The sequence below is a fragment of the Rhizobium leucaenae USDA 9039 genome, from assembly GCF_000426285.1.
GTDB lineage: Bacteria > Pseudomonadota > Alphaproteobacteria > Rhizobiales > Rhizobiaceae > Rhizobium > Rhizobium leucaenae.
The window spans coordinates 372,700-393,328 of sequence record NZ_AUFB01000001.1 but is presented as its reverse complement, the minus strand read 5'-3'; the positions used below and the strand labels follow the sequence as shown (position 1 = coordinate 393,328).

The following is a 20,629-nucleotide window of genomic DNA, read 5'->3' as shown; positions in this document are numbered from 1 at the left end:
GGCTTGGATCTGAGCCACGTTCCCCCTCCACGGGCTGATTACCGCCGTGCGAAGTCCGCGCTCAAAGTTCTTGTTTAACTTAAGAAAATCTATTTAAGCCCTTTGAACACGGGAGTTTTTTGATTCTCGAAATCACCGATTGATGTCGGACGGAAAGGTGCCCGGAGCAGACAGCGCCGATTTCGCCCGCCGAATGGCATCCAATGCGATCAGCGTCAACAACGTCGCGGCGAGAATGAGTAGATAGCCGCCGACCGCGCGATAGATGAGGACGCCAAGAATGCCGCCGATCAGGAAGGCGGCGATTGTGTAGAGATGCAGCCGGAGCTTGGTCAGATTGTGCCGTGCTTCTGCCTCGGGCTCGCGGCCACATAGGATGTCGAAGGCAATCGCGAGTTCAATTCCAAGATCGGTGGCCATGCCGGATACGTGCGTGGTGCGCACGCGGGCATCGGAGATGCGGGTGACGACAGCATTCTGCACGCCCATGAGGAACGCAAGGCCGAGAACGAGAATCGGTACACGCCAGATGGCCAGTAGCCAGAGATCCGCGCAGCCGAGGAGGGCAAGGAGTGCCGCTTCGGTCAGGATGCTGTAGGCATAAATGGCGTGGACGTGACGGCGACGGCCTTCATTGACGATCAGCGTCGACACTGCCGCGCCAAGTATGAACGCCACCACGATCCCGCCATAGAACAGCGCGGAGAGCCACTGGCCGACGGCAAAATCATCGGAGAGCGTAGAGACGTTGCCCGTCATGTTGGCGGAGAAAAAGCCGACAGAATAGAAGGCCGACGCGTTCAAAGCGCCGGCGATGCCGGCAAGCGTTGCCGCAAGGCCGCGATCGATCTTTTCGTTGCGGTGGGAACCCTGCCTTACGAGCATGCAGTGCGAGCTATTGGCATGACGGCATCGAAGTCGCCGTGAACAGGGCGCTGTGGTTTAGGCGCGCTTGAGCGGATCGGTTCGTCATCCCGAGCGGTAACGGCTGATGCCATTTGACGGAACTCGTCGGCCACGAATGGCTCCTTTGGTGCGTGAAACGATCGCAGCTTACTCCGAGGCTTCGCATCTTTACAAGCGGGGCTTCTGACCGGCCCCAAAGCCTGAAGGCATGCCCGCAAGGTGTGGCGCATTCAGCCCTAAAGTTCGGATCGCAGCGCGTTTGCCAAATATTCCGTCAGCGCCCGCGCCTTATGGGATGGCTGATGACCACCCGGAAAGACGGCATAGGCGTCAACAGGATTCAAGGTGTAGTTGCTGAGAACGGGCATCAGACTTCCCGCGGCAAGCTCGGTGCGGCACATCCATAACGACACGAGGGCTAAACCCAGGCCTTCGACTGCGCAGGCAATCAGGCCACTGGCGGAACTCACCCGGACCCGCCCGTTCACGGCGACGGAGGTCACAGTATCGCCATGCTTGAACGACCAGCCTTCCGCGTGGGGATCGGACGGTCCCCTCAGGCAATCATGTTGGGCGAGCTCAGCGGGCGTGGTCGGGGTACCGTGGCGTGCCAGGTAATCAGGCGATGCGACAATGAGGCGCCGTGCGCTGGCGAGCCGGCGCGCGACGAAGCTCGAATCCGGTTGCCGGCCGAGGCGCAACGCCATATCGACCCCTTCGGCAACCAGATCCTCAAAGCGATCTGCCATCAGCATATCGATCGTGAGCGCCGGATGCCGCTCGAGAAACGGCCGAAGCAGAGGTGCGATTTCCCGAGTGCCGAAGGCGACGGGCAAAGCAAGGCGGAGCACGCCTGACAAACTATCGGCCCCTCGCGCTGCGCTCTCCGCTTCGTCGAGCCCGCTGAGGATATCCTTGGCCTGTTTGAAGAAAACGCGGCCCGCGTCGGTAGGCATAAGCTTCCGCGTCGTTCGCAGTAAAAGCTTGACGCCGATCCGCTCCTCGAGTTCGGCAATGTTGCGCGACACCGAGGGTTGGGACAGGCCGAACTCCTGCGCGGCCTTGGAAAAGCTGCCCGCTTCGACGGTACGCACGAATAGGGTCAATTGCTGAAGCCGATCACTCATACATCCAGCGTATAAATCATATCCAGCATCAATGAATACCCTCTTCCTGTCGAATGGAGCATCTTTTGACTGCGCGATCGGCATGCGCTGATCGGCAAAGCCAAGGATTATCGCCATGTCGCTTCAGGATCGTCTCGACGCTTTCAAAAATGATTTCGAATCCGGCAATCCGCCTTACAGCATTCCCCGCGCCATCATCGATGCTTTCCATCGCTCGACAGCAGCCCTGATTGCGACGGGGCAGGCGGAGCGGGCGTTGCGGGCCGGCGACGTCGCTCCCAACTTTACGCTCGAAGGCGCAGATGGAACCCTGGTCAGCCTCCTGGACTTGCTCGCCAAGGGCTCCGCGGTGCTGACCTTCTACCGCGGCGCATGGTGTCCCTACTGCAACCTGGAACTTTCGGCTTTGCAGGAAGCACTGCCCGAGATTGCCGCCCGCAGTGCTAGCCTCGTTGCCATCTCGCCCCAGACTGCTCCTAACAGCCGAAAGTCTATTCGTCAGCACAATTTGACTTTCCCCATGCTGAATGATCCCGGCAACGAGCTGGCTGCAAAATTCGGACTTCGCTGGAAGCTGTCTGACGAGATGATCGGCGTCTATAAGACCCTCGGTGCTGACCTCGAAACCTTCAACGGCAACAGCTCGTGGACCCTTCCCATGCCCGCCCGCTACATCATCGACCGCGACGGCGTGATCGCCTTTTCCGAAATCAACCCCGATTACACGAAACGCCCAGATCCGTCGGAGCTTCTGCCGACGCTCGACCTTCTGGCGAGCCGGCGTGCCGCTTAGCATCCACTTCATTGCGCTCGGACCAATGGCCGCGATCTGATTGCAGCAGTTTCAATGATCTCTGAAGGAGGAGACCTTATGTATAATCCAGAACATTTCGATACCCTGATCCTTGGTAGCGGGCAGGGTGGCAAGTTGCTTGCCTGGCACTTGGCCCGTTCGGGGCAGAAGGTTGCCGTCGTGGAGCGGCGTTGGGTCGGGGGCTCTTGTCCCGCCGTTGCCTGTCTGCCCAGCAAGAATGAAATCTGGAGCGCCAGGGTCGCGCACGTCGTCCAGAATGCCGCTCAGTTCGGCACGATCGCAGGCCCCGTAAAGATCGACATGGCGAGGGTGCGCCAACGTAAACAGGAAATGATCGATCGCGAGATCGCCTTCCACCTGAATGCCTATAAAACCAGTGGCGCCGAGCTCATCATGGGAAGCGGACGGTTCGTCGCTCCCAAAACCATCGAAGTGGCGCTGAATGATGGCGGCACACGTTTGCTGACGGGCAACGAGGTCGTTGTCAATGTCGGCTCGCATGCCGCCATTCCGAACATTCCCGGCATCGAAGCTGCCCGCGCGCTCACCCATATCGAGGCCCTGGAACTCGACTATATTCCTGCGCATCTGCTGGTGCTTGGCGGCGGCTATATTGGCGTCGAAATGGCCCAAGCCTATCGCCGCTTTGGCAGCCGTGTGACGATCATCGAGCCCGGCCCGCAATTGATGGGCCGGGAAGACGCCGATGTCGCCAAGGAAATGCTGCGCATTCTGACGAATGAGGGCATTGACGTGCTGCTCGGTGTCGAACCGGCCAATGTCCGTGGCCTTTCAGGCGATGAGGTGAGCGTCACGTTGCGCACAGCTGTCGGCGAGCAGAGGATCGACGGCAGCGATCTCCTTGTTGCCGTCGGGCGCATTCCCAATACGGCTGACATCGGCTTGGAGCAGGCCGGGATAGAGCTGAACGGTCGCGGTTTCATTCGCGTCACCGAGAGGTTGGAAACGACCGCGCCCGGCGTGTGGGCGATCGGCGAGTGCGCCGGCAGTCCGCAGTTCACCCATGTCTCGGTCGACGATTTCAGGATTGTCAGGGACAATATGGCGGGCGGCAACCGCAGGACGGACGACCGGCTGGTTCCCTATGTCGTGTTCACCGATCCGCCGCTTGCCCGTGTCGGACTGAGCGAGGGCGAGGCGCAGCGCCAGGGCATTGCAGTGCGCGTGGCTACACTGCCGATGAGCAATGTTTTGCGCACGGAAGCAACCGAGGAGACCGAGGGTTTCATGAAGGTGCTTGTCAGCGCCGAAGACGACCGCATTCTCGGCTTTACGATGATTGGCTCCGAGGCCGGCGAGGTCATGGCCGCCGTCCAAACCGCCATGTTGGGCGGGCTGCCTTACGCAAGACTTCGCGATGCCGTTATCGTCCATCTGACGATCGCCGAAGGCCTCGGTCCGCTCCTGGGGAACATAGCTCCGCGATCTCGGCGGTAATCTGGTCCCCTATTTTGCAAACAGCTTGGGGCGGAGGCCGTCCCAAGCTGTTTGCTGGTGTGCCTATATTTTCAAGCAATCGTCCCCGAGACTTGAGACCTCCAAATGCCGCAGGTCCTCCCTTGAACATGAGGAGGACTGGACAATATTCATAGTCCAGAACGATTTCGGACGGCATTCGACGGGAGGAAGAAAATGCTAAACAACAATGTTCCCTGGATACGGCCCGTCACCATTCGGTTGCAATCTGGTCTGGAGCGGAGTTTCTCCGGCGCGTATGATGCACTGGATTTCCTCGAAAACGAGTGGCCGGTCCGGCACGGAGAGCGGTACGAGCGCGCCGTCAAGACATGCCGCGGAGCGTTGAATGGCGTCATACCTTCGATGATTGCGCGTGAGGCGTTTGTCGCCGCTTGCCTGGAAAGTGATATGCCGGCGGTTATTTCGTCTCGCAAGGCGATACCGCAGCCGGCCTCCGGATTTTCGCGGGCAGTGCGCTACAATAGAATTTAAACAAGACGGCTCTGCCTGAGGGCGGGGTTCGCGCGCCGCGGCATAGGTAGAGCTGTCAAGCGCCTAACGAGCGGAGCAAATCTCTCCGGTTGGCGATGTTCGATATCATCGACGTTACAGGTTGGAGAAGACGATGCCTCCCGAAGAGATGGACGATGTGCTGAGAAAGCTGCCGCTCAGGATCGGTGCCTATGTGCCCGAGGACCTGCTGGAAGACTGGTTTGCTCCAGGTACCGGGATGAACCCGGTCAGCAAAGCGGCCCTCGATAATGCGGAAGCCTATGGCCGCCGCTTCGAATGCGAGTTCAAATATTATCCGGAACGCTATGAGGGCGTGTTTTGGAAGTTCGTGCCGGCGATGTAGGTTTCGTGGCCGCGCCGTACCGAGAGCGCGATCATATCTCGTCCTCGCTTATTAAGCGCGAAGAAACGCCGCTCAAGTGGATAGTGCCGGATCGTTGAAACACGAGGTGTGGCGAGGCAAACCAAAATAATCCTAGCGAGTGCAACGATAATAATCGGCTGCCTGGCAGCCTCATCGGCAATGGCAAAAAGCGACAAGCAGTTTTTAAGCGACGCGATCAAAGGCGATAATGCGGAAATCACGCTTGGTCAGTTGGCGGCTGAAAAAGGCGGAAGCGATGTCGTGCGCTCATTCGGGCAGACACTGGTCACCGGTCATCGCAAAGCGAAGGACGAAGCCACCACACTCGCGGCAGACCTTGAAGTGAATGTTTCCGAAGGCATTGCGGGAGATGCGCAACAAGAGCTCGAGAAGCTGCAGCATTTGGCCGGCTCCGAGTTTGACAAGGAGTTCGTGAGCTTCATGGTGACGGACCACGAGAAGGCTATCTCCGAATTCAAGGAGAAGGCTGGCGAGGGCAACAGGCAGGTTCCCGAACTTGCCGCCAAAACTTTGCCGACATTGCAGAAGCATCTCGAACTCGCGCAATCTCTGTCGGGACGTTGAACACACTGGATCGTGCGGCAGCTATTGCTCTCCAGCGAGCATGTCGCGCAGTTCCCGGACCTGCTCATTTAATGCTTCCAACTGCGCAGGCATCATGCCCGAGCGCTCCATCAAGGTTTCGCCAAGACAGCGGCTGCGCGTAAACAGCTCGCGGCCTTGTCCCGTCAGCCAAACATGGACTTGGCGTTCATCGACCTTACTGCGTCGGCGCTCGACATGGCCCGCTTGTTCCAGACGCTGCACCGGGGGCGTAATTGTGCTCGATTCCAGTGCGAGCCGAACGGCAATCGCGCCGACCGTCAGCCCATCATTCTCGCCCAACGTACATAAAACCAGGTATTGCGGATAGGTTATGCCCATCGAGTCCAGCATCGGTTTGTACATGCGGTTGATGGCTATGCTTGCCGAATATAGCGAAAAACAAAGCTGATCGTCTAAGGCGACCGGTTTGGGTTCAGACATGGATATCTTCCAATTGTGCTCGCCACTCCTTTATCACGAAAAATGATATCGCGATAATTTTTTGTAGACAACGATCCAAAATAGCGTTAGGCATGTCGATATCGCAATAATAAATCGTGCGATATTAAATTAATGGAGATTGAAATGAGCCAGTCGATCAATCAAGCTACGCGCCGAGGTGTCATGACGGCCGGACTCGGCCTGGCCGCTGCGGCGGCTGTCATGCCCTTCGCTCAAACCGCACAAGCCTCTCCCGTAAAACAGTCTTCGAAAGGTAAGGACATCATGAGCAGCAGCACGATTACGACCAAGGACGGAGTGCAGATCTTCTACAAGGACTGGGGCACCGGTCAGCCGATCGTCTTTCATCACGGTTGGCCGCTGAGCGCCGATGACTGGGATGCGCAGATGCTGTTTTTCCTGAACCAGGGTTTCCGCGTCATTGCCCATGATCGTCGTGGCCACGGCCGATCGAGCCAGACGGCGACCGGCAACGAAATGGACACCTATGCCGCCGATGTTGCAGCGCTGACGGCCCATCTGGACCTGAAGGGCGCTATTCACGTCGGCCATTCGACGGGCGGCGGTGAAGTCGCTCGCTATGTGGCCCAATACGGCGGTAACGGTCGGGTTTCCAAGGCGGTGCTGATCGGCGCGGTCCCGCCGATCATGGTCAAATCCGAGAAAAATCCCGGTGGTTTGCCGATCGAAGTGTTCGACGGCTTCCGCGCCGCGCTTGCCGCAAACCGCGCCCAGTTCTTCCACGATATTCCGGCCGGTCCGTTCTACGGCTTCAATCGTCCGGGCGCGACCGTCTCTGAAGGGATCATCGATAATTGGTGGCGTCAGGGGATGATGGGCGGCGCCAAAGCTCACTATGATTGCATCAAGGCTTTCTCGGAAACCGATTTCACTGCGGATTTGAAGAAGATCGATGTGCCCGTGCTGGTGATGCACGGCGACGACGACCAGATCGTGCCGATCGCGGATTCGGCGCTTCTCTCTTCCAAGCTGCTCAAGAACGCGACATTGAAGGTCTACAAGGGCTTCCCGCACGGCATGGCCACCACCCATGCAGACGTCATCAATGCCGACCTGCTTGCCTTCTTCAAGGCGTAACGATCCCCCACAAATATAGAACGCCCGCCGGCAGGCGGGCGTTCCATGAGCCCGATGATGGCGGGCTCATACATTCTATGCAGCCCCGCAAAAATGCCGCGAAGAAGCAACGCTCCTGCGGCCGCCGCCATATTACCGGCCGCCTTCGATTTTGCGATGACGCTGGTTGGCGCCGCCCTTGCCGTAGGGATATTCGGACGGCTGCGGTGCGCTCACTTCGTTGAGCCTGTTCATCTCCGCTTCTGACAGTGTCAGTTCCGCCGCCCCGAGATTGTCGGCAAGCTGCCGCGGCGTGCGGGCGCCGAGGATGACGGAGGTCACGGCGGGCCGCGCTGCCGTCCAGGCGAGTGCCACCTGCGCCATGCTGACGCCACGTGCCTTGGCGATTTCCTCAACGACCGTGATGATTGCCCAGGTCCGTTCCTGCGCATTGCGCGCCGCGTAGGATTCGCTACCGCGGTTGGGGTTTTCACCGAGGCGGGTTGCGCCGGTCGGCATCTGGTCACGTTTATACTTGCCGGTCAGCCAGCCGCCGCCGAGCGGTGACCAGGGCAACAAACCCATGCCCGCATCCTGGCAGGCCGCAACGATTTCAAGCTCGATATCGCGGGCAAGCAGGTTGTATTGCGGCTGAAGAGTAACCGGCCGCGTATAGCCGCGCGCCTTGGCGATTTCGACGGCCTTGGCGATGTGCCAGCCGAGATAATTCGAAAAACCGTAATAGCCGATCTTGCCGGCGCAGACGGCATCGTCGAGGAAACGCAGCGTCTCTTCGACCGGCGTCAGCGCGTCCCACGCATGCATCTGGTAGAGGTCGATATGTTCGACGTCGAGGCGCCGCAGCGAGTCATCCAGAGCCTGGTTGAGATGCCGGCGCGACAGACCGACATCGTTCGGCCCGTTGCCCATCGGGAAGCGTCCCTTGGTGGCGATGACTGCCTGCCGCGCCTCGATCGGCCGAGCTTTGAGCCAACGGCCGATGATCTCCTCCGATCTGCCGGCGCTGTAAACATCGGCCGTGTCGATGAAATTACCGCCCCAGGCGAAATAGTCGTCCAGCAATCTGTGAGATGCCGCTTCGTCGGCCTCCGCGCCGAAGGTCATGGTGCCAAGGCAATATGCCGTGACGACCGCCCCGCTGGGGCCAAGTTTGCGATAATCCATTCCTGCCTCCTCTAGTGGAGCACCTGCACCCGATCCGCAAAGCGGCCGACGGAGCGAGAGCCCGTGATCTATAGCGATGTCGTGCTTGAGATGGCCTCCGGCCACTGGATGACGTTCGGCGCCCCGCGCTCCAGCACAGCGGCCGTGGCGGAACCATAACCAATCATGCTGCCGTGACCAAGTGAATTTGCAAAATAAGCTGCACAGCTCCTGGTGGAAAGCCGAGGGGGTTCAGATCATAAGGCTTGATCACGGCCAGGAAATCTTGAATGACTTGGCGCGCGGGGCCGAGCCGGGCTATCCTGCCATCAACCGGTTGAAGGCCTCGCGTCGACCGCTCTTTGTCGCATTCCCAATATGGATTGGCCCACTGATGGAACGATTGACTGCCCGCACGCAACTCCATGATTCGATCCACTCTCCTGCTTATGACAGGCAGGCGCTGAGGCCGGGCATCGTTCATATCGGTCTTGGCGCCTTCCATCGCGCGCACCAGGCGGTTTACACGGACGCGGCGCTGGCGCATGCCTTTGGAAACTGGGGCATTGTCGGCGTCAGCCTCCGGTCGAGGGAGATCGCCCATGATATGCAGGCGCAGGATTGCCTTTACAGCGTTGTTGCGCGTGACCGCTCCGGCGACAGCATAGGGGTTGTGGGCTCGATCATCGAGGCGATTGCGGCCAGCGAAGATGGGGAGGCCGTCCTCGCGAGGCTTGCCGATCCGGCTGTCCATGTCGTCACGCTGACCGTCAGCGAAAAGGCTTATGGCATCGATCCCGTCGGCGGCGGGCTTGATCACGCTCATCCCGCAATCGCTAGCGATCTGAAATCGCCGACCCGACCGACGGGCGCAATCGGCTATCTGACCGAAGGGCTTGCCCGGCGGCGGGACGGAGGGCAGCGGCCGTTCACCGTGCTTTGCTGCGACAACCTGCCGAGCAATGGCCGCATCGTCCGCCGTCTCGTGATCGAGATGGCCGAAATGCGGGATCCCGCGCTTGCTGCCTGGATCGCGGAAAACGTGTCCTTTCCCTGCAGCATGGTGGATCGCATCGTTCCGGCTGCAACGGCGGAAACCCGCGCCCGTGCCGAAAGGCTGTTGGGAGTGGAGGACAGGCTGTCGATCGAGGCGGAAACCTTTTCGCAATGGGTGATAGAGGATGATTTCGTTTCGGATCGCCCCGCGTGGGAAGCGGGTGGCGCGCTCTTCGTCAAGGATGTCGAGCCCTACGAGAAAATGAAGCTGCGGCTGCTGAACGGTTCGCACTCGCTGATCGCCTATCTCGGGCAGTTACAGAAGCTTGAATTCGTCCGCGACGTCATGGGTGTGGCGGAGAATGTCGCATTGGTGCGGCGGCACATGCAGGCGGCGGTTCGCACGCTCGATCCCGTGCCCGGCATCGATCTTGCCCGCTATATGGATCAGCTTGTGGAGCGGTTCGCCAATCCCGCCATTGCGCATCGCACACTGCAGATTGCGATGGATGGCTCGCAGAAACTTCCGCAGCGCCTCTTCCAACCTGCCGTCGATGCCCTTTCTTCGGGAAGCGACGGAGCGGAATTCGCCTTCGCAACGGCCGTCTGGATAGCCTTTATCAGGCAGGCCGATACTCTCGACGATCCGCGCTCCGGGGAACTGTTGAAAGCTGCGGCAGATGCGGGGCAGGCGGGCGACGAAACAGCTTCTTTCTTTGCTATTCCGGGGCTTTTCCCCAGGGAATTGCAGGCGAACAGGGCGTGGAGAGACCGGGTGAATTCACTGTTGAAATCTCTTCGTTAGAAGGCGTTTCATTGCGAAAACGGAGCGCGTGCCGTAAAGACTCTTGGCCTCTCCGTTTTCTGATTCCGAACATCTTCTGTCCATGGACCAAACTCCCACACCCCGAATGCTGGCCTGGGCACGCAATTCGACAATCTATCGTCTTGAACGCAAGATGATGACCGAGAAGCAGTTGTTCGACGCGATTGCGAGAAAAGCGAAACAGAAGTTCGAAGGCATCAGCGACACGCAGATCAAGGCCGTCGCTGATTTCGCGGTCAAGTTCGCTTACGACCAGCAGGCTCTCAACGATGTTGCCTATGCCGAGATCAGCACGCGGTCCGCGGTGCGGTCCGGCAAATCAAGGAAGGCCATCGCCTATAAACTCGCTTCCAAAGGCATAGAGAGCGATACGGTGGTCGCGGCTTTGGATGCTACGAACGATTTGTTCGCGGCGATCATCTTTGCCCGCAAACGTAGCTTCGGGCCCTTTCGAAGAGGCGAGCTCGATGAGAAGCGAAAGACAAAAGAGCTATCCGCATTCGCTCGCAATGGATTCGGCTTTGAGATCGGCAAGACAATTTTCCATATGAGCCGAGAGGAAGCCGAAGACCTCCTGCATTCCTCATCGGTTTTCTAGCAAGACAAGTGGTTCGAATTCTCATGGTCCGATTGAAAGCGGAACCTGCACCCGATAGTTTCGCGCGCATTGGAGCGTGGTTTGCGGAGATTTGCATGAGGGCAGTCGTTCGATTTTGTTTGCTGACGGCCGGCCTCGCCTCATTGCCGATAGTTGCGCATGCGCAATGGCAGGCCGTCGAAAAGGTGAAGACCTACGCCATAGCCGGGAAATCGGGCGCAGAGCTTTATGAATCGATCGGTGCGCGAGGTCCCGAGATGGGAGGCAAAGCGCGCGCTATCGCACATACGGGCTTCAAACTGACCTGGACGCGGAAATATGAGCCGCAGGGAGATGCCTGCGTGCTGGTTTCAGCGCAGCCGAAGCTCACCATCACCTACACCTTGCCCAAGCCGGCGGAACAGTTGACCGTCTCGACAAGGAGAAGTTGGGAAACCTTTATCGCCGGCGTGCACAAGCACGAACTCGTGCACGGCGACATGATCAAGGACATGGTGAAGGAGATCGAAACCGCGAGTGTTGGCCTGACCGCGGCCGACGATCCCGATTGCCGCAAGATCAGGAGCGATCTAACGAAGCGTTTGTCCGAGATTTCGAACAAGCAGCGGCAGCGAGCCCGGGATTTTGATAAAATCGAACTCAGCGACGGCGGCAATCTCCAGCAGCTCGTCCTTGGACTGGTGAGGGAGCAGTAGACGCCTGCTACCGGCCTATTGTGCCGCCGCCAGATAGCTGTTGCCGATCGAAAGGGCTTCGGCGGTACGAACGAGCTCAGCCCCCAGAGCCGTCTTATGATCCTCGGATACGTCGATCGGCAGGACGAAACAGATCGTCGCTTCAACGATGCCGTTCGAATTCCAGATGGGCGCGGCCATACACTGTGTGAAGCTGTTGATCAGGCCTGTTGTGACGATCAGTTTCTTTTTCCCGGCCTCGCTGCATTCGCGCGCAAAATCCTCAAGGTCGACCGAGCGTCCATCGGGAAGGGTCAAGTCGCCTTCCTCCAGCAACCTGCCGATTTCGTCCTTGGAAAGATGTGACAGCAGCAACCGTCCCGATGCCGTCCAGGGGATCGGCACCTGCGATCCGATCTCGGAGCTGATGCGGAGGGGGCGGGAGCCCGGGGCGGCATGGACGATCGCCTGCTTGTTCCTGTGGCGCACGCAGAGCTCGCTCGTTTCTCCCGTCTGTTTCGAAAGCCGCTCGACGGCTTCCCTGCCGCGGATAATGATATCGTTTTCCTGCAGGTAGCGCGTGCCGTAGAGATAGAGCAGCTTGCCGAAATAAACCCTGTTATCGCTGCCATTTGTCTCCAGAATACCAGCGTCCGAGAGAATACCAACGAGATCGTAGATAGTCGATCGCGGCGCGTCGATCGCTTTCGGCAAGTCGGCTAGGCGCACCGGTTGCCCGGCCCTGTTCAAATAAGCGAGCAATTTCAATACTCTATCGATACCGCGTTCGCGAGGTCCGTGGGCTTCGCGGGTCTTCCGCGCACTTTCGTCGTTCGAAGCCATGCCAAAAATACTCCATTGCTGCCGCTCTGGCATTGCGCCAGCGCCAAAATCGGTATATCGTCTTAAATATAAGAAACGTGTCTTATATACAAGACAAAGGCTTGAAAAACAAGCTTGCTAACGGGAACTTTATCTTAAACGCGGAGGCTAACATGAACGATATTTCGCAGCGTCGTGATTTTTTGAAGCTGGGCCTGGGTGGCCTGGCGGTCGGTACCGCAGTTGGCCTAATGGCCAGCAGCGAAGAGGCGGCAGCTCAGGCAGCCAGCGACAGCCTGTTGCGCACGGTGCTGGATCGCGGCCATCTGATCGTCGGCACCGGCAGCACCAATGCTCCCTGGCATTTCGAGAACGATGCCGGCGAGCTGGTAGGCATGGACATCACCATGGGCCGTATTCTTGCCAAGGGCCTGTTCGATGATGAAACCAAGGTCGAATTCGTCAAGCAGGATGCGCAGCAGCGCATTCCGAACATCGTCACCGGCAAGGTCGACATTACCATCCAGTTCATGACGATGTCGGCGCAGCGTGCGCAGCTCATCAATTTCTCCCGGCCCTATTATGTCGAAGGTGTCGCCCTGCTGACCCGTCCCGACGCCGACAACAAGACTTTTGACAAGCTCTTGGCCGGCGGCGCCAACACGCGCGTTTCCATTCTCCAGAACGTGGATGCCGAAAAGACCGTTCACCTCGTTCTGCCGGACGCGCAGGTCATGCAGATCGACACGCAGGCAAACGTCATCCAGGCATTGGAAGCAAAGCGTGTCGACGCGGCCGCAGTCGATCTGTCGACGGTACGCTGGCTCGCGTCGCGAACGCCCGATCGTTATTTCGACGCCGGCAAGCAGTGGAATGCCATGCTTTATGGCGCTGCCGTCCGCCAGAGCGATCTCGACTGGCTGTATTTCGTCAACACGACGTTTACGACCGCCATGTTCGGCCATGAATCAGCGCTCTACGACGCCGCTTTCAAGCAATATTTCGGCTTGGACGCGCCCGTGCGCAAACCGGGTTTTCCCGCCATCTGATCTGAACGGAGCCAGCGCGGCCTGTGGCTTGCGCTGGCTCCGCAGCAGACATCGATCGCATAGCAGGAGACGGCAGCCGGTATGGGCTATCACCTGAATTTCAATCTTATCTGGCGACATATCGACAAGCTGTGGGGCGGGCTTCTGCTCAGTCTCGAGCTTGCCGTCATTTCCATCGCCATCGGTGCCCTGATCGGGCTTGTCCTCGCCATTTGGTACGTATCGGCGGGCAAAGTCGTTCGCAGCTTCATCGCCGCCTATGTCGAATTCATCCGCAACGTACCGTTGATCCTGCTCGTCTATCTCGTCTTTTATGGACTTCCGACTGCAGTGAGCATTGCCTACAGCGCGACGACGTCATTCGTCATTACCCTCTCGGTCTATGCCGGTGCCTATCTCGTCGAGGTATTCCGGTCCGGCCTCGAAGCTGTGCCGCGCGGCCAGATCGATGCCGGCAAGGCGATCGGGCTGACGCCGCTGCAGCGTCTCCTTTACGTCCGTCTGCCGACGATGACGCGCATTACCCTCCCGGCGCTTTCCAACACCTTCATCTCCTTGTTCAAGGATACGTCGGTCGCCTCGGTCATTGCCGTTCCCGAGCTCACATACGGGGCGCAATGGATCAATTTCAATACGTTCCGCATCGTCGAGGTCTATATCATCACGACCCTGATGTATCTCGTTACGGGCTATCTCATCCTGTTCGGCCTTCGCCGGCTGGAAGGTCATTTCAGGGTGGAGCGCTAGAATGGCTGCGGTTCTCTATGCTCTGCCGTTTCTCCTGAAAGGCCTGCTGATCACGCTTTGGGTCTCCGCGATCGTCGTTGCGCTTTCACTTTGCATCGGCATCATCTTTGGCGTCGGGTTGATCTATGGTCCGTGGCCAGTCAAGCTCCTCGTGCGCTTCTTCAGCGATTGCATCCGCGGCATTCCGATCCTCGTTCTTATCTTCATCGTCTATTACGGATTTCCGGCGCTCGGTCTGCACATCGTCGCTTTCTGGGCCGGTGTCGTCGCGTTGACGTTGTTCAAATCGGCGCAGGTGGTCGAATATGTGCGCGGTGCCGTTCTCTCCATTCCGAGGGGACAGATGGAAGCCGGCATGTCCATCGGCCTGACCTTTGTTCAGCGGCTGCAATATGTCATCTTCCCGCAGGCGACCCGCCGCTTTCTGCCGCCGTGGATCAATGGCGTGACCGATGCGGTGAAGGGAAGTGCTCTGATCTCGCTTCTCGGCATCGTCGACCTCATGCAGTCGATCAATGAAGTGATCGGCCGAACCTATGAGGCCATGCCGCTCTACCTTCTCGGGGCCTTCATCTATTTCGCGATCAACTACAGTCTCTCCAGCCTGAGCCGGAGAATGGAGCGCCGCTACTCCTACATCAGGGAATGACCGTCATGAACAACACGCAATCGGCCACGCCGCTCCTCAGAATACGCAATGTCGCCAAGGCGTTCGGAGCCGTGCAGGTTCTGCAATCCATCGATATGGATGTCGCCAAAGGTGAGGTGGTCTCGGTCATCGGCCCTTCGGGCAGCGGCAAGACGACTCTTTTACGCTGCGTGAACTTTCTCGAAAGCTACGACAGCGGCTCGATCCAGATCGACGGCGCGGAAGTCGGCTATCGCGACGGCACCAATCAGCAGCGTCGCGGCGAGAGGGACCTTGCGCGCATGCGCGCGGAAACCGGCATGGTCTTTCAGAGCTTCAACCTCTTTCCGCATCTGACCGCCGCGGAAAATGTGATGCTCGGCCTTCAGAAGGTCCGCGGCAAGCCGAAGAAGGAGGCGCGGGAGATAGCCGAACATTGGCTCAATCGCGTCGGCCTCGGACACCGTATCAATAATCTTCCGTCGGAACTGTCTGGTGGTCAGCAGCAACGCGTCGGCATCGCGCGTGCCGTGGCCATGGACCCCAAGATCCTGCTGCTCGACGAAATCACCTCGGCGCTCGATCCGGAATTGGTGAACGAAGTTCTCGACGTTGTCCGGCAATTGGCGGAGGAGGGGATGACGATGCTGATGGTCACCCATGAGATCGCCTTTGCGAGGGACGCCAGCAACCGCATCGTCTTCATGGCCGATGGAAAAGTCTCTGCTGAGGGCGCACCGAAGGACCTTCCGGCGCTTGTGGCGGAGAATGAACGGCTGAAGGCTTTCCTGTCCCGCTTCCATGCGGCCCCGGCTGTGTGAGATCGAACGGGAGTATGGAGATGACGCCTCATGATCGGTTGAAGGCTCTGGGGCTGGAGCTCTTCACACCGCCAACACCAATCGGCAATTTCCGCAATGTCGTCCGCTGCGGTGCGCTGCTGTTCATCTCGGGACAGGGGCCTCTCGATGCCGATGGCACGCTCCGCACGGGCAAGGTTGGGCAGGATGTGGATGTCGCAACGGCTTACCAGCATGCGCGGCTGACGGGGCTCAATCTTCTATCGGCGCTGTCTGATAGCATCGGCGATCTCGCCCAAGTCAAGCAGATTGTGAAACTATTGGGCTTCGTGAACGCGACGCCGGAATTTACCGAACACCCGAAGGTCATCAACGGCTGTTCGGATTTGTTCGTCGACGTCTTCGGCGATATCGGCATGCACGCACGCTCGGCAATCGGCGTCGGTTCGCTGCCGAACAATATCACCGTCGAAATCGAAGCGATTATCGAAATTCACAGCTAGAAGGCACGATCTTATGGTTGCGACCACCAAAGGCTCCGAACAGCCGATCAGAGAACGGCTTAATCTCCGGCCCATTATCAATGTCTCCGGCACGATGACTGCCTTGGGTGCGTCGATCATCGTACCAGAGGCCATCAAGGCGATGAGCGAAATTGCCTCGCAATTTGTCGAGATGGACGATCTGCACCGGCGGGCGAGCGAGGTGATTGCGCGTCTCACGGGCAGCGAAGCCGGTTTTGTCACCGCCTCCTGCGCGAGCGGCATCAGCCTGTCGCTGGCGGCTGCAATCACCGGCGACAATCTCTTGGCGATCGAGAACCTTCCGGACCGCACTGAGGGGCTGAAGACGGAAGTCATCGTGCAGATCGGCCATATGGTCAGCTTCGGCGGCAATATCGATCAGGCGGTGCGGCTCGCCGGCGGCAAGGTGATTGCGGCCGGCACCGTCAGTGCCGTCAACGACTATCACGTCGCCGACGCAATCAATGACCGCACGGCGGCCGCCCTCTACGTGGTCTCCCACCATACGGTGCAATACGGCATGCTGTCCTTGCCGGAGTTCGTCGCCATCTGCCATGCCAAAAACGTCCCGGTTATCGTCGATGCTGCATCCGAATACGATCTGCGGACCTTCCTGCAGCAGGGCGCGGATATCGTCGTCTACAGCGGACACAAGTTTCTGGGCGGCCCGACCACCGGCATTGTCGCGGGACGTAAGGACCTGGTGCGGGCTACTTTTCTGCAGAACCGCGGGATCGGCCGCGGCATGAAAGTCGGCAAGGAAAGCATCGCCGGTGTCATGGCGGCGCTGGAGGCGTGGGAGCATCGCGATCATGACGGCATTCGCCGCCGCGAGCGCGCTGCGCTGGATCTATGGAAAAACACGCTGGAGGGGTTTGCGGGGATCGAAGCCCTCATCGTTCCCGATCCGACCAACAATCCCCTGGACAGGTTGGAGGTCAATGTGCGTCCGGAGAGCGGCTTTACGGCGGCGGGGCTTGCCGCCGCCCTTGCCCGCGCACAGATACCGATCATTGTCCGTAATCATGAGGTCGAACGCGGCCACTTCTTCCTCGATCCCTGCAATCTACATCCGGGGGAAGCCGAGACCGTGACGCGTGAGTTTCATTCGCTATTGTCGGCGAAGGAAAGGCCGGCCGACGCGATGCTGGTGCCGCAGAAGTCGACACGCAACGTTCGCAACTGGCCGGACTGAGAAGAGGCTTGCCTTAAACGGCATCGGCTCCAATCGCAGCAAGTGCGGCGCGAGCGACCTCGAAATCCTGATCGCCCGTGCCCGATCCTACGCCGATCGCGCCGGCAAGCCTGCCGCCGAAACGAATGGGCAATCCGCCCGGCAGATGTGTGACACCGCCCTGCGAAGCGATGCCGGCAGCCGTGGCGGATTCGAAGGAGATGGCGCCGGTCGGCGCGTTGATGGAGGCGGCCGTGCGCGCCTTGGCGCGGGCCGTATGCATGCTCAGAGATTTTGCGCCATCCATCCGGATGCTTGCGATGGTCTCGCCGCTGGCGTCGACAATGAAGACACATTGCGGGATGCCCATCTTCTCGGCATGGGCTATCGCGGCCGCGAGAGCCTGCATTGCGCCGGCATGAGACAAGACCAAGGTTTCGCGTGTAATGGACATGGGCTGGCAATCCTTAACTATCAAATTTTTATGGCAAACATAGGCCATGCCGTCTGAATAGACCGGCCTTCTCATAGTTGGCAACGCCCAGAGACGAGTTGGTGAAGTGCCGCCGAGGTCGTTGTTGGCTTCGGACCGAGATGTACGCGACTTGGAACGCGGTAAAGGCGCTGAATTTTTTGCTCCGCCAATGACAGCCTCTTCCTAAACGGAATGAGCTTGGAAGCGTAAGCTATTGTTATCAAGATATTTTATCGGGATATAAATCCCATCGCCATTATAGGTGACGGGATTTTGGTACCATAGCGGCGAAGGCGCCGATCAGCGGCCTTTCTGCTTGCGCCACTCGGCGAACTTGACCTTCGGTGCGTCGCTGGTGGCCGGGTAAAGTCCGATGATGGTCGCGCCGTTCAGGACTTCTTCAGTGACGAAATCCTCGTAAGCAGTCATTTCGACAGTCTCATCGGCGATTTCGTCGGCGAGGTGGGCCGGGATAACGATCACGCCCTCATTGTCGCCGACGAGAATATCGCCTGGGAAAACCGCGACATCGCCGCAGCCGATCGGCACGTTCATTTCGATGGCCTGGTGCAGCGTCAGGTTTGTCGGCGCGGACGGGCGATGATGATAGGCAGGGATATCGAGATTGGCGATTTCCGGGCTGTCACGGAAGCCGCCATCGGTCACGACGCCGGCAACGCCGCGCACCTGCAGCCGCGATATCAGGATCGAGCCAGCCGAAGCCGCGCGTGCATCCTTGCGGCTGTCCATGACTAGGATGGCGCCGGGCGGGCATTTTTCGACTGCCGCGCGCTGCGGATGCTCTGGGTTGCGGAAAACTTCGAGCGTGTTCAGGTCTTCGCGCGCGGGGATGTAGCGCAGCGTGAAGGCTTGGCCGACCATGTTCGCCTTCTTCGGCGCCACGGGGCGGACATCCTGGATGAATTGGTTGCGAAGGCCGCGCTTGAAAAGCGCTGTGGCGATGGTCGGCGTGGCAACGCCCATCAGCTTGTTGCGGGTCTCGCTGCTCAGCACGTAACTGCTCATGATATGTCCTTTGCGGTCAATAAATATCGGGTTCGCCCGGCGTCGGGCCGAAACCGGTTTCCAGGAAATCGAAATCGCAGCCCGTGTCGGCTTGCGCCACGTGGCGGGCGAACATCCAGCCGTAGCCGCGGCCGAATTTTTCGGGCGGCTTAACCCAGGCTTCGCGCCGGCGCTGCAATTCGTCCTCATCCACGAGCATATCGATCCGCCGTGCTTCGAGATCAAGGCGAACAATGTCGCCGTTCTTCAACAGCGCCAGCGGGCCGCCGACATGCGATTCCGGAGAGACGTGCAGGATGCAGGCGCCGTAGCTCGTGCCGCTCATGCGGGCGTCGGATAGCCGTAGCATGTCGCGATGGCCCTGCTTCAGCAGTGCCTTGGGTATCGGCAGCATGCCCCATTCCGGCATGCCGGGACCGCCGTGCGGGCCGGCGCCGCGCAGCACCATGACGTGATCGGGCGTGATGTCGAGATTTTCGTCATCCACCGCCGCTTTCATCTCCGGATAGCTGTCGAACACCAGGGCCGGTCCCTGATGCTTGTGGAAGCGTGGATCGCAGGCAGCCGGCTTGATGACGGCTCCGGTGGGCGCGAGATTGCCCTTCACGACCGCGAGGGAGCCCTCGTAATAGACGGGATTGTCGAGCGAGCGGATGACGTCGTCATTGTAGCACTTTGCGCCCTCCAGGGTTTCGCCAAGTGTGACGCCGGAAACGGTCAGCGCAGAGAGATCGAGCTTGGAGGCAAGCTTTACCATCAGTGCCCGCAGGCCGCCGGCATAGTAGAAATCCTCCATGAGATAGGTCTTGCCCGTCGGCCGGATATTGGCGAGCACCGGTGTCGTCCGGCCGGCCATGTCGAGATCGTCGAGCGTAAGGTCGACGCCGGCGCGGCGCGCCATTGCGATCAGATGCACGACCGCGTTGGTCGAACAGCCGGTCGCCATTGCCACGGTGACGGCGTTGCCGACGGCGGCAGCCGTGACGATCTTTGCGGGGACAAGGTCCTCCCAGACCATCTCGACAATGCGGCGGCCGACGGCGGAAGACATACGGATGTGGTTGGAGTCGGCGGCCGGGATAGAACTCGCTCCGGGCAAGGTCAGGCCCAATGCCTCGGCAATCGCCGTCATCGTGCTCGCCGTGCCCATCGTCATGCAGTGGCCATAGGACCGGGCAATGCCGGCCTCGACTTCGACCCATTCCTTCTCCGAAATAGCGCCCACGCGGCGCTCGTCCCAGAACTTCCAGGCATCGGAGCCGGAGCCCAGATATTCGCCGCGAAAATTGCCGCGCAGCATCGGGCCTGCGGGCAGGTAGATCATCGGCAGGCCCATGCTGAGCGCACCCATGACAAGGCCAGGCGTGGTCTTGTCGCAACCGCCCATCAGCACAGCACCGTCGACCGGATGCGAACGCAGCAGTTCTTCCGCCTCCATCGCCAGCATGTTGCGATAGAGCATGGTCGTGGGTTTGACATAGCTTTCAGACAGCGACAGCGCCGGCAGTTCGAGAGGAAAGCCGCCGGCCTGAAGGATGCCGCGTTTCACGTCTTCGACCCGGTGCTTGAAATGGGCGTGGCAGGGATTGGCGTCGGACCAGGTGTTGAGAATGGCGATGACGGGCTTGCCCGCCCATTCCTCCGGCGCATAGCCCATCTGCATGGTGCGCGAACGATGTCCGGAACTTCTGAGGTCGTCGGGCGCGAACCATCTAGCGCTACGCAATTCCGCCGATTTCCTTTTGGCATTCATTGTCTTACAACCTTATATTCAACTA

The 20,629-nt window shown here is 59.4% G+C and carries 23 protein-coding genes; 15 read left to right on the top strand and 8 right to left on the bottom strand.

Going from position 1 to position 20,629, the window contains the following annotated elements; genetic code table 11:
* Positions 1-132: 132 nt before the first annotated feature.
* Entirely contained in the window at positions 133-885 is a 753-nt protein-coding gene (locus K290_RS33650; protein WP_051263907.1) for a YoaK family protein, read from the bottom strand.
* A 257-nt stretch (positions 886-1,142) separates the two neighbouring features.
* Entirely contained in the window at positions 1,143-2,117 is a 975-nt protein-coding gene (locus tag K290_RS0101785) for a LysR family transcriptional regulator (protein WP_245276445.1), read from the bottom strand.
* Positions 2,118-2,148: 31 nt separating this feature from the next.
* Here K290_RS0101785 and K290_RS0101780 point away from each other — a divergent pair, with 31 nt between their 5' ends.
* The 5 genes from K290_RS0101780 to K290_RS33645 all read left to right on the top strand — a co-directional run bounded on the left by K290_RS0101780 (position 2,149) and on the right by K290_RS33645 (position 5,788).
* A complete protein-coding gene (locus tag K290_RS0101780; RefSeq protein WP_028750281.1) occupies positions 2,149-2,826 on the top strand; it encodes a peroxiredoxin-like family protein in 678 nt (225 codons plus the stop codon).
* 78 nt (positions 2,827-2,904) lie between these two features.
* A complete protein-coding gene (locus tag K290_RS0101775; RefSeq protein ID WP_028750280.1) occupies positions 2,905-4,305 on the top strand; it encodes a dihydrolipoyl dehydrogenase family protein in 1,401 nt (466 codons plus the stop codon).
* A gap of 195 nt (positions 4,306-4,500) precedes the next feature.
* Positions 4,501-4,818, top strand: a complete 318-nt coding sequence (locus K290_RS0101770) for a DUF982 domain-containing protein (RefSeq protein ID WP_028750279.1) — start codon at positions 4,501-4,503, stop codon at positions 4,816-4,818.
* 133 nt (positions 4,819-4,951) lie between these two features.
* Complete coding sequence (locus K290_RS0101765; protein WP_028750278.1) at positions 4,952-5,182, top strand: hypothetical protein; 231 nt, start codon at positions 4,952-4,954, stop codon at positions 5,180-5,182.
* Positions 5,183-5,362: 180 nt separating this feature from the next.
* Complete coding sequence (locus K290_RS33645; RefSeq protein WP_051263906.1) at positions 5,363-5,788, top strand: DUF4142 domain-containing protein; 426 nt, start codon at positions 5,363-5,365, stop codon at positions 5,786-5,788.
* A gap of 21 nt (positions 5,789-5,809) precedes the next feature.
* Here the strand turns inward: K290_RS33645 and K290_RS0101755 are convergent, their stop codons facing one another.
* Positions 5,810-6,250 (bottom strand): MarR family winged helix-turn-helix transcriptional regulator, encoded by a 441-nt coding sequence (locus tag K290_RS0101755; RefSeq protein ID WP_028750277.1) that lies wholly within the window; start codon positions 6,248-6,250, stop codon positions 5,810-5,812.
* 285 nt (positions 6,251-6,535) lie between these two features.
* Here K290_RS0101755 and K290_RS0101750 point away from each other — a divergent pair, with 285 nt between their 5' ends.
* Positions 6,536-7,369, top strand: a complete 834-nt coding sequence (locus K290_RS0101750; RefSeq protein ID WP_028750276.1) for an alpha/beta fold hydrolase — start codon at positions 6,536-6,538, stop codon at positions 7,367-7,369.
* A gap of 132 nt (positions 7,370-7,501) precedes the next feature.
* Here the strand turns inward: K290_RS0101750 and K290_RS0101745 are convergent, their stop codons facing one another.
* Positions 7,502-8,533 carry an aldo/keto reductase gene (locus tag K290_RS0101745; RefSeq protein WP_028750275.1) on the bottom strand — a complete coding sequence of 344 codons (1,032 nt, stop codon included), beginning with the start codon at positions 8,531-8,533 and terminating at the stop codon, positions 7,502-7,504.
* Positions 8,534-8,903: 370 nt separating this feature from the next.
* On the opposite strand from K290_RS0101745, the gene K290_RS0101740 reads away from it, so the two are divergent.
* From K290_RS0101740 to K290_RS0101730, 3 genes are all read left to right on the top strand, one after another.
* On the top strand, positions 8,904-10,313 hold the full coding sequence (locus tag K290_RS0101740; RefSeq protein ID WP_028750274.1) for a mannitol dehydrogenase family protein: 1,410 nt from the start codon (positions 8,904-8,906) through the stop codon (positions 10,311-10,313).
* Positions 10,314-10,395: 82 nt separating this feature from the next.
* Positions 10,396-10,932: a recombination regulator RecX gene (recX, locus tag K290_RS0101735; protein ID WP_028750273.1), complete on the top strand. Its 537-nt coding sequence runs from the start codon at positions 10,396-10,398 to the stop codon at positions 10,930-10,932.
* Between the two features lie 95 nt (positions 10,933-11,027).
* Complete coding sequence (locus tag K290_RS0101730) at positions 11,028-11,627, top strand: DUF922 domain-containing Zn-dependent protease (RefSeq protein WP_028750272.1); 600 nt, start codon at positions 11,028-11,030, stop codon at positions 11,625-11,627.
* A 15-nt stretch (positions 11,628-11,642) separates the two neighbouring features.
* Here the strand turns inward: K290_RS0101730 and K290_RS0101725 are convergent, their stop codons facing one another.
* Positions 11,643-12,449 (bottom strand): IclR family transcriptional regulator, encoded by an 807-nt coding sequence (locus tag K290_RS0101725; protein ID WP_028750271.1) that lies wholly within the window; start codon positions 12,447-12,449, stop codon positions 11,643-11,645.
* A 152-nt stretch (positions 12,450-12,601) separates the two neighbouring features.
* Between K290_RS0101725 and K290_RS0101720 the strand changes: the two genes are divergently transcribed.
* From K290_RS0101720 to K290_RS0101695, 6 genes are all read left to right on the top strand, one after another.
* Positions 12,602-13,477 carry a transporter substrate-binding domain-containing protein gene (locus K290_RS0101720; protein ID WP_037134635.1) on the top strand — a complete coding sequence of 292 codons (876 nt, stop codon included), beginning with the start codon at positions 12,602-12,604 and terminating at the stop codon, positions 13,475-13,477.
* An 81-nt stretch (positions 13,478-13,558) separates the two neighbouring features.
* Positions 13,559-14,224 carry an amino acid ABC transporter permease gene (locus tag K290_RS0101715; RefSeq protein WP_028750269.1) on the top strand — a complete coding sequence of 222 codons (666 nt, stop codon included), beginning with the start codon at positions 13,559-13,561 and terminating at the stop codon, positions 14,222-14,224.
* 1 nt (position 14,225) lies between these two features.
* Complete coding sequence (locus K290_RS0101710) at positions 14,226-14,873, top strand: amino acid ABC transporter permease (RefSeq protein WP_028750268.1); 648 nt, start codon at positions 14,226-14,228, stop codon at positions 14,871-14,873.
* A 5-nt stretch (positions 14,874-14,878) separates the two neighbouring features.
* Positions 14,879-15,673 carry an amino acid ABC transporter ATP-binding protein gene (locus K290_RS0101705; RefSeq protein ID WP_028750267.1) on the top strand — a complete coding sequence of 265 codons (795 nt, stop codon included), beginning with the start codon at positions 14,879-14,881 and terminating at the stop codon, positions 15,671-15,673.
* 20 nt (positions 15,674-15,693) lie between these two features.
* Positions 15,694-16,155, top strand: coding sequence for a RidA family protein (locus K290_RS0101700; protein ID WP_028750266.1), 462 nt, complete (start codon positions 15,694-15,696; stop codon positions 16,153-16,155).
* Between the two features lie 13 nt (positions 16,156-16,168).
* The gene (locus K290_RS0101695; protein ID WP_028750265.1) at positions 16,169-17,371 is read left to right on the top strand and encodes an aminotransferase class V-fold PLP-dependent enzyme; all 1,203 of its coding nucleotides are present in this window, start codon (positions 16,169-16,171) and stop codon (positions 17,369-17,371) included.
* Positions 17,372-17,384: 13 nt separating this feature from the next.
* Here K290_RS0101695 and K290_RS0101690 read toward each other — a convergent pair whose 3' ends face one another.
* The 3 genes from K290_RS0101690 to araD form a co-directional block, all read right to left on the bottom strand.
* Positions 17,385-17,804 carry a GlcG/HbpS family heme-binding protein gene (locus K290_RS0101690; RefSeq protein WP_028750264.1) on the bottom strand — a complete coding sequence of 140 codons (420 nt, stop codon included), beginning with the start codon at positions 17,802-17,804 and terminating at the stop codon, positions 17,385-17,387.
* Between the two features lie 321 nt (positions 17,805-18,125).
* Entirely contained in the window at positions 18,126-18,851 is a 726-nt protein-coding gene (locus tag K290_RS0101685; protein WP_028750263.1) for a ribonuclease activity regulator RraA, read from the bottom strand.
* A gap of 16 nt (positions 18,852-18,867) precedes the next feature.
* Entirely contained in the window at positions 18,868-20,604 is a 1,737-nt protein-coding gene (gene araD / locus K290_RS0101680; RefSeq protein ID WP_028750262.1) for an L-arabinonate dehydratase, read from the bottom strand.
* Positions 20,605-20,629 lie beyond the last annotated feature (25 nt).

Coding starts and splice junctions, on each gene's coding strand:
- K290_RS0101705 (WP_028750267.1), top strand. CDS start 14,879: ATGAACAACACGCAATCGGCCACGCCGCTCCTCAGAATACGCAATGTC.
- K290_RS0101775 (WP_028750280.1), top strand. CDS start 2,905: ATGTATAATCCAGAACATTTCGATACCCTGATCCTTGGTAGCGGGCAG.
- K290_RS0101750 (WP_028750276.1), top strand. CDS start 6,536: ATGAGCAGCAGCACGATTACGACCAAGGACGGAGTGCAGATCTTCTAC.
- K290_RS0101745 (WP_028750275.1), bottom strand. CDS start 8,533: ATGGATTATCGCAAACTTGGCCCCAGCGGGGCGGTCGTCACGGCATAT.
- K290_RS0101730 (WP_028750272.1), top strand. CDS start 11,028: ATGAGGGCAGTCGTTCGATTTTGTTTGCTGACGGCCGGCCTCGCCTCA.
- K290_RS0101780 (WP_028750281.1), top strand. CDS start 2,149: ATGTCGCTTCAGGATCGTCTCGACGCTTTCAAAAATGATTTCGAATCC.
- K290_RS0101685 (WP_028750263.1), bottom strand. CDS start 18,851: ATGAGCAGTTACGTGCTGAGCAGCGAGACCCGCAACAAGCTGATGGGC.
- K290_RS0101710 (WP_028750268.1), top strand. CDS start 14,226: ATGGCTGCGGTTCTCTATGCTCTGCCGTTTCTCCTGAAAGGCCTGCTG.
- K290_RS33645 (WP_051263906.1), top strand. CDS start 5,363: ATGGCAAAAAGCGACAAGCAGTTTTTAAGCGACGCGATCAAAGGCGAT.
- K290_RS33650 (WP_051263907.1), bottom strand. CDS start 885: ATGCTCGTAAGGCAGGGTTCCCACCGCAACGAAAAGATCGATCGCGGC.
- K290_RS0101700 (WP_028750266.1), top strand. CDS start 15,694: ATGACGCCTCATGATCGGTTGAAGGCTCTGGGGCTGGAGCTCTTCACA.
- K290_RS0101765 (WP_028750278.1), top strand. CDS start 4,952: ATGCCTCCCGAAGAGATGGACGATGTGCTGAGAAAGCTGCCGCTCAGG.
- K290_RS0101695 (WP_028750265.1), top strand. CDS start 16,169: ATGGTTGCGACCACCAAAGGCTCCGAACAGCCGATCAGAGAACGGCTT.
- K290_RS0101725 (WP_028750271.1), bottom strand. CDS start 12,449: ATGGCTTCGAACGACGAAAGTGCGCGGAAGACCCGCGAAGCCCACGGA.
- K290_RS0101715 (WP_028750269.1), top strand. CDS start 13,559: ATGGGCTATCACCTGAATTTCAATCTTATCTGGCGACATATCGACAAG.
- K290_RS0101770 (WP_028750279.1), top strand. CDS start 4,501: ATGCTAAACAACAATGTTCCCTGGATACGGCCCGTCACCATTCGGTTG.
- K290_RS0101720 (WP_037134635.1), top strand. CDS start 12,602: ATGAACGATATTTCGCAGCGTCGTGATTTTTTGAAGCTGGGCCTGGGT.
- K290_RS0101785 (WP_245276445.1), bottom strand. CDS start 2,117: ATGCCGATCGCGCAGTCAAAAGATGCTCCATTCGACAGGAAGAGGGTA.
- K290_RS0101690 (WP_028750264.1), bottom strand. CDS start 17,804: ATGTCCATTACACGCGAAACCTTGGTCTTGTCTCATGCCGGCGCAATG.
- araD (WP_028750262.1), bottom strand. CDS start 20,604: ATGAATGCCAAAAGGAAATCGGCGGAATTGCGTAGCGCTAGATGGTTC.
- recX (WP_028750273.1), top strand. CDS start 10,396: ATGGACCAAACTCCCACACCCCGAATGCTGGCCTGGGCACGCAATTCG.
- K290_RS0101755 (WP_028750277.1), bottom strand. CDS start 6,250: ATGTCTGAACCCAAACCGGTCGCCTTAGACGATCAGCTTTGTTTTTCG.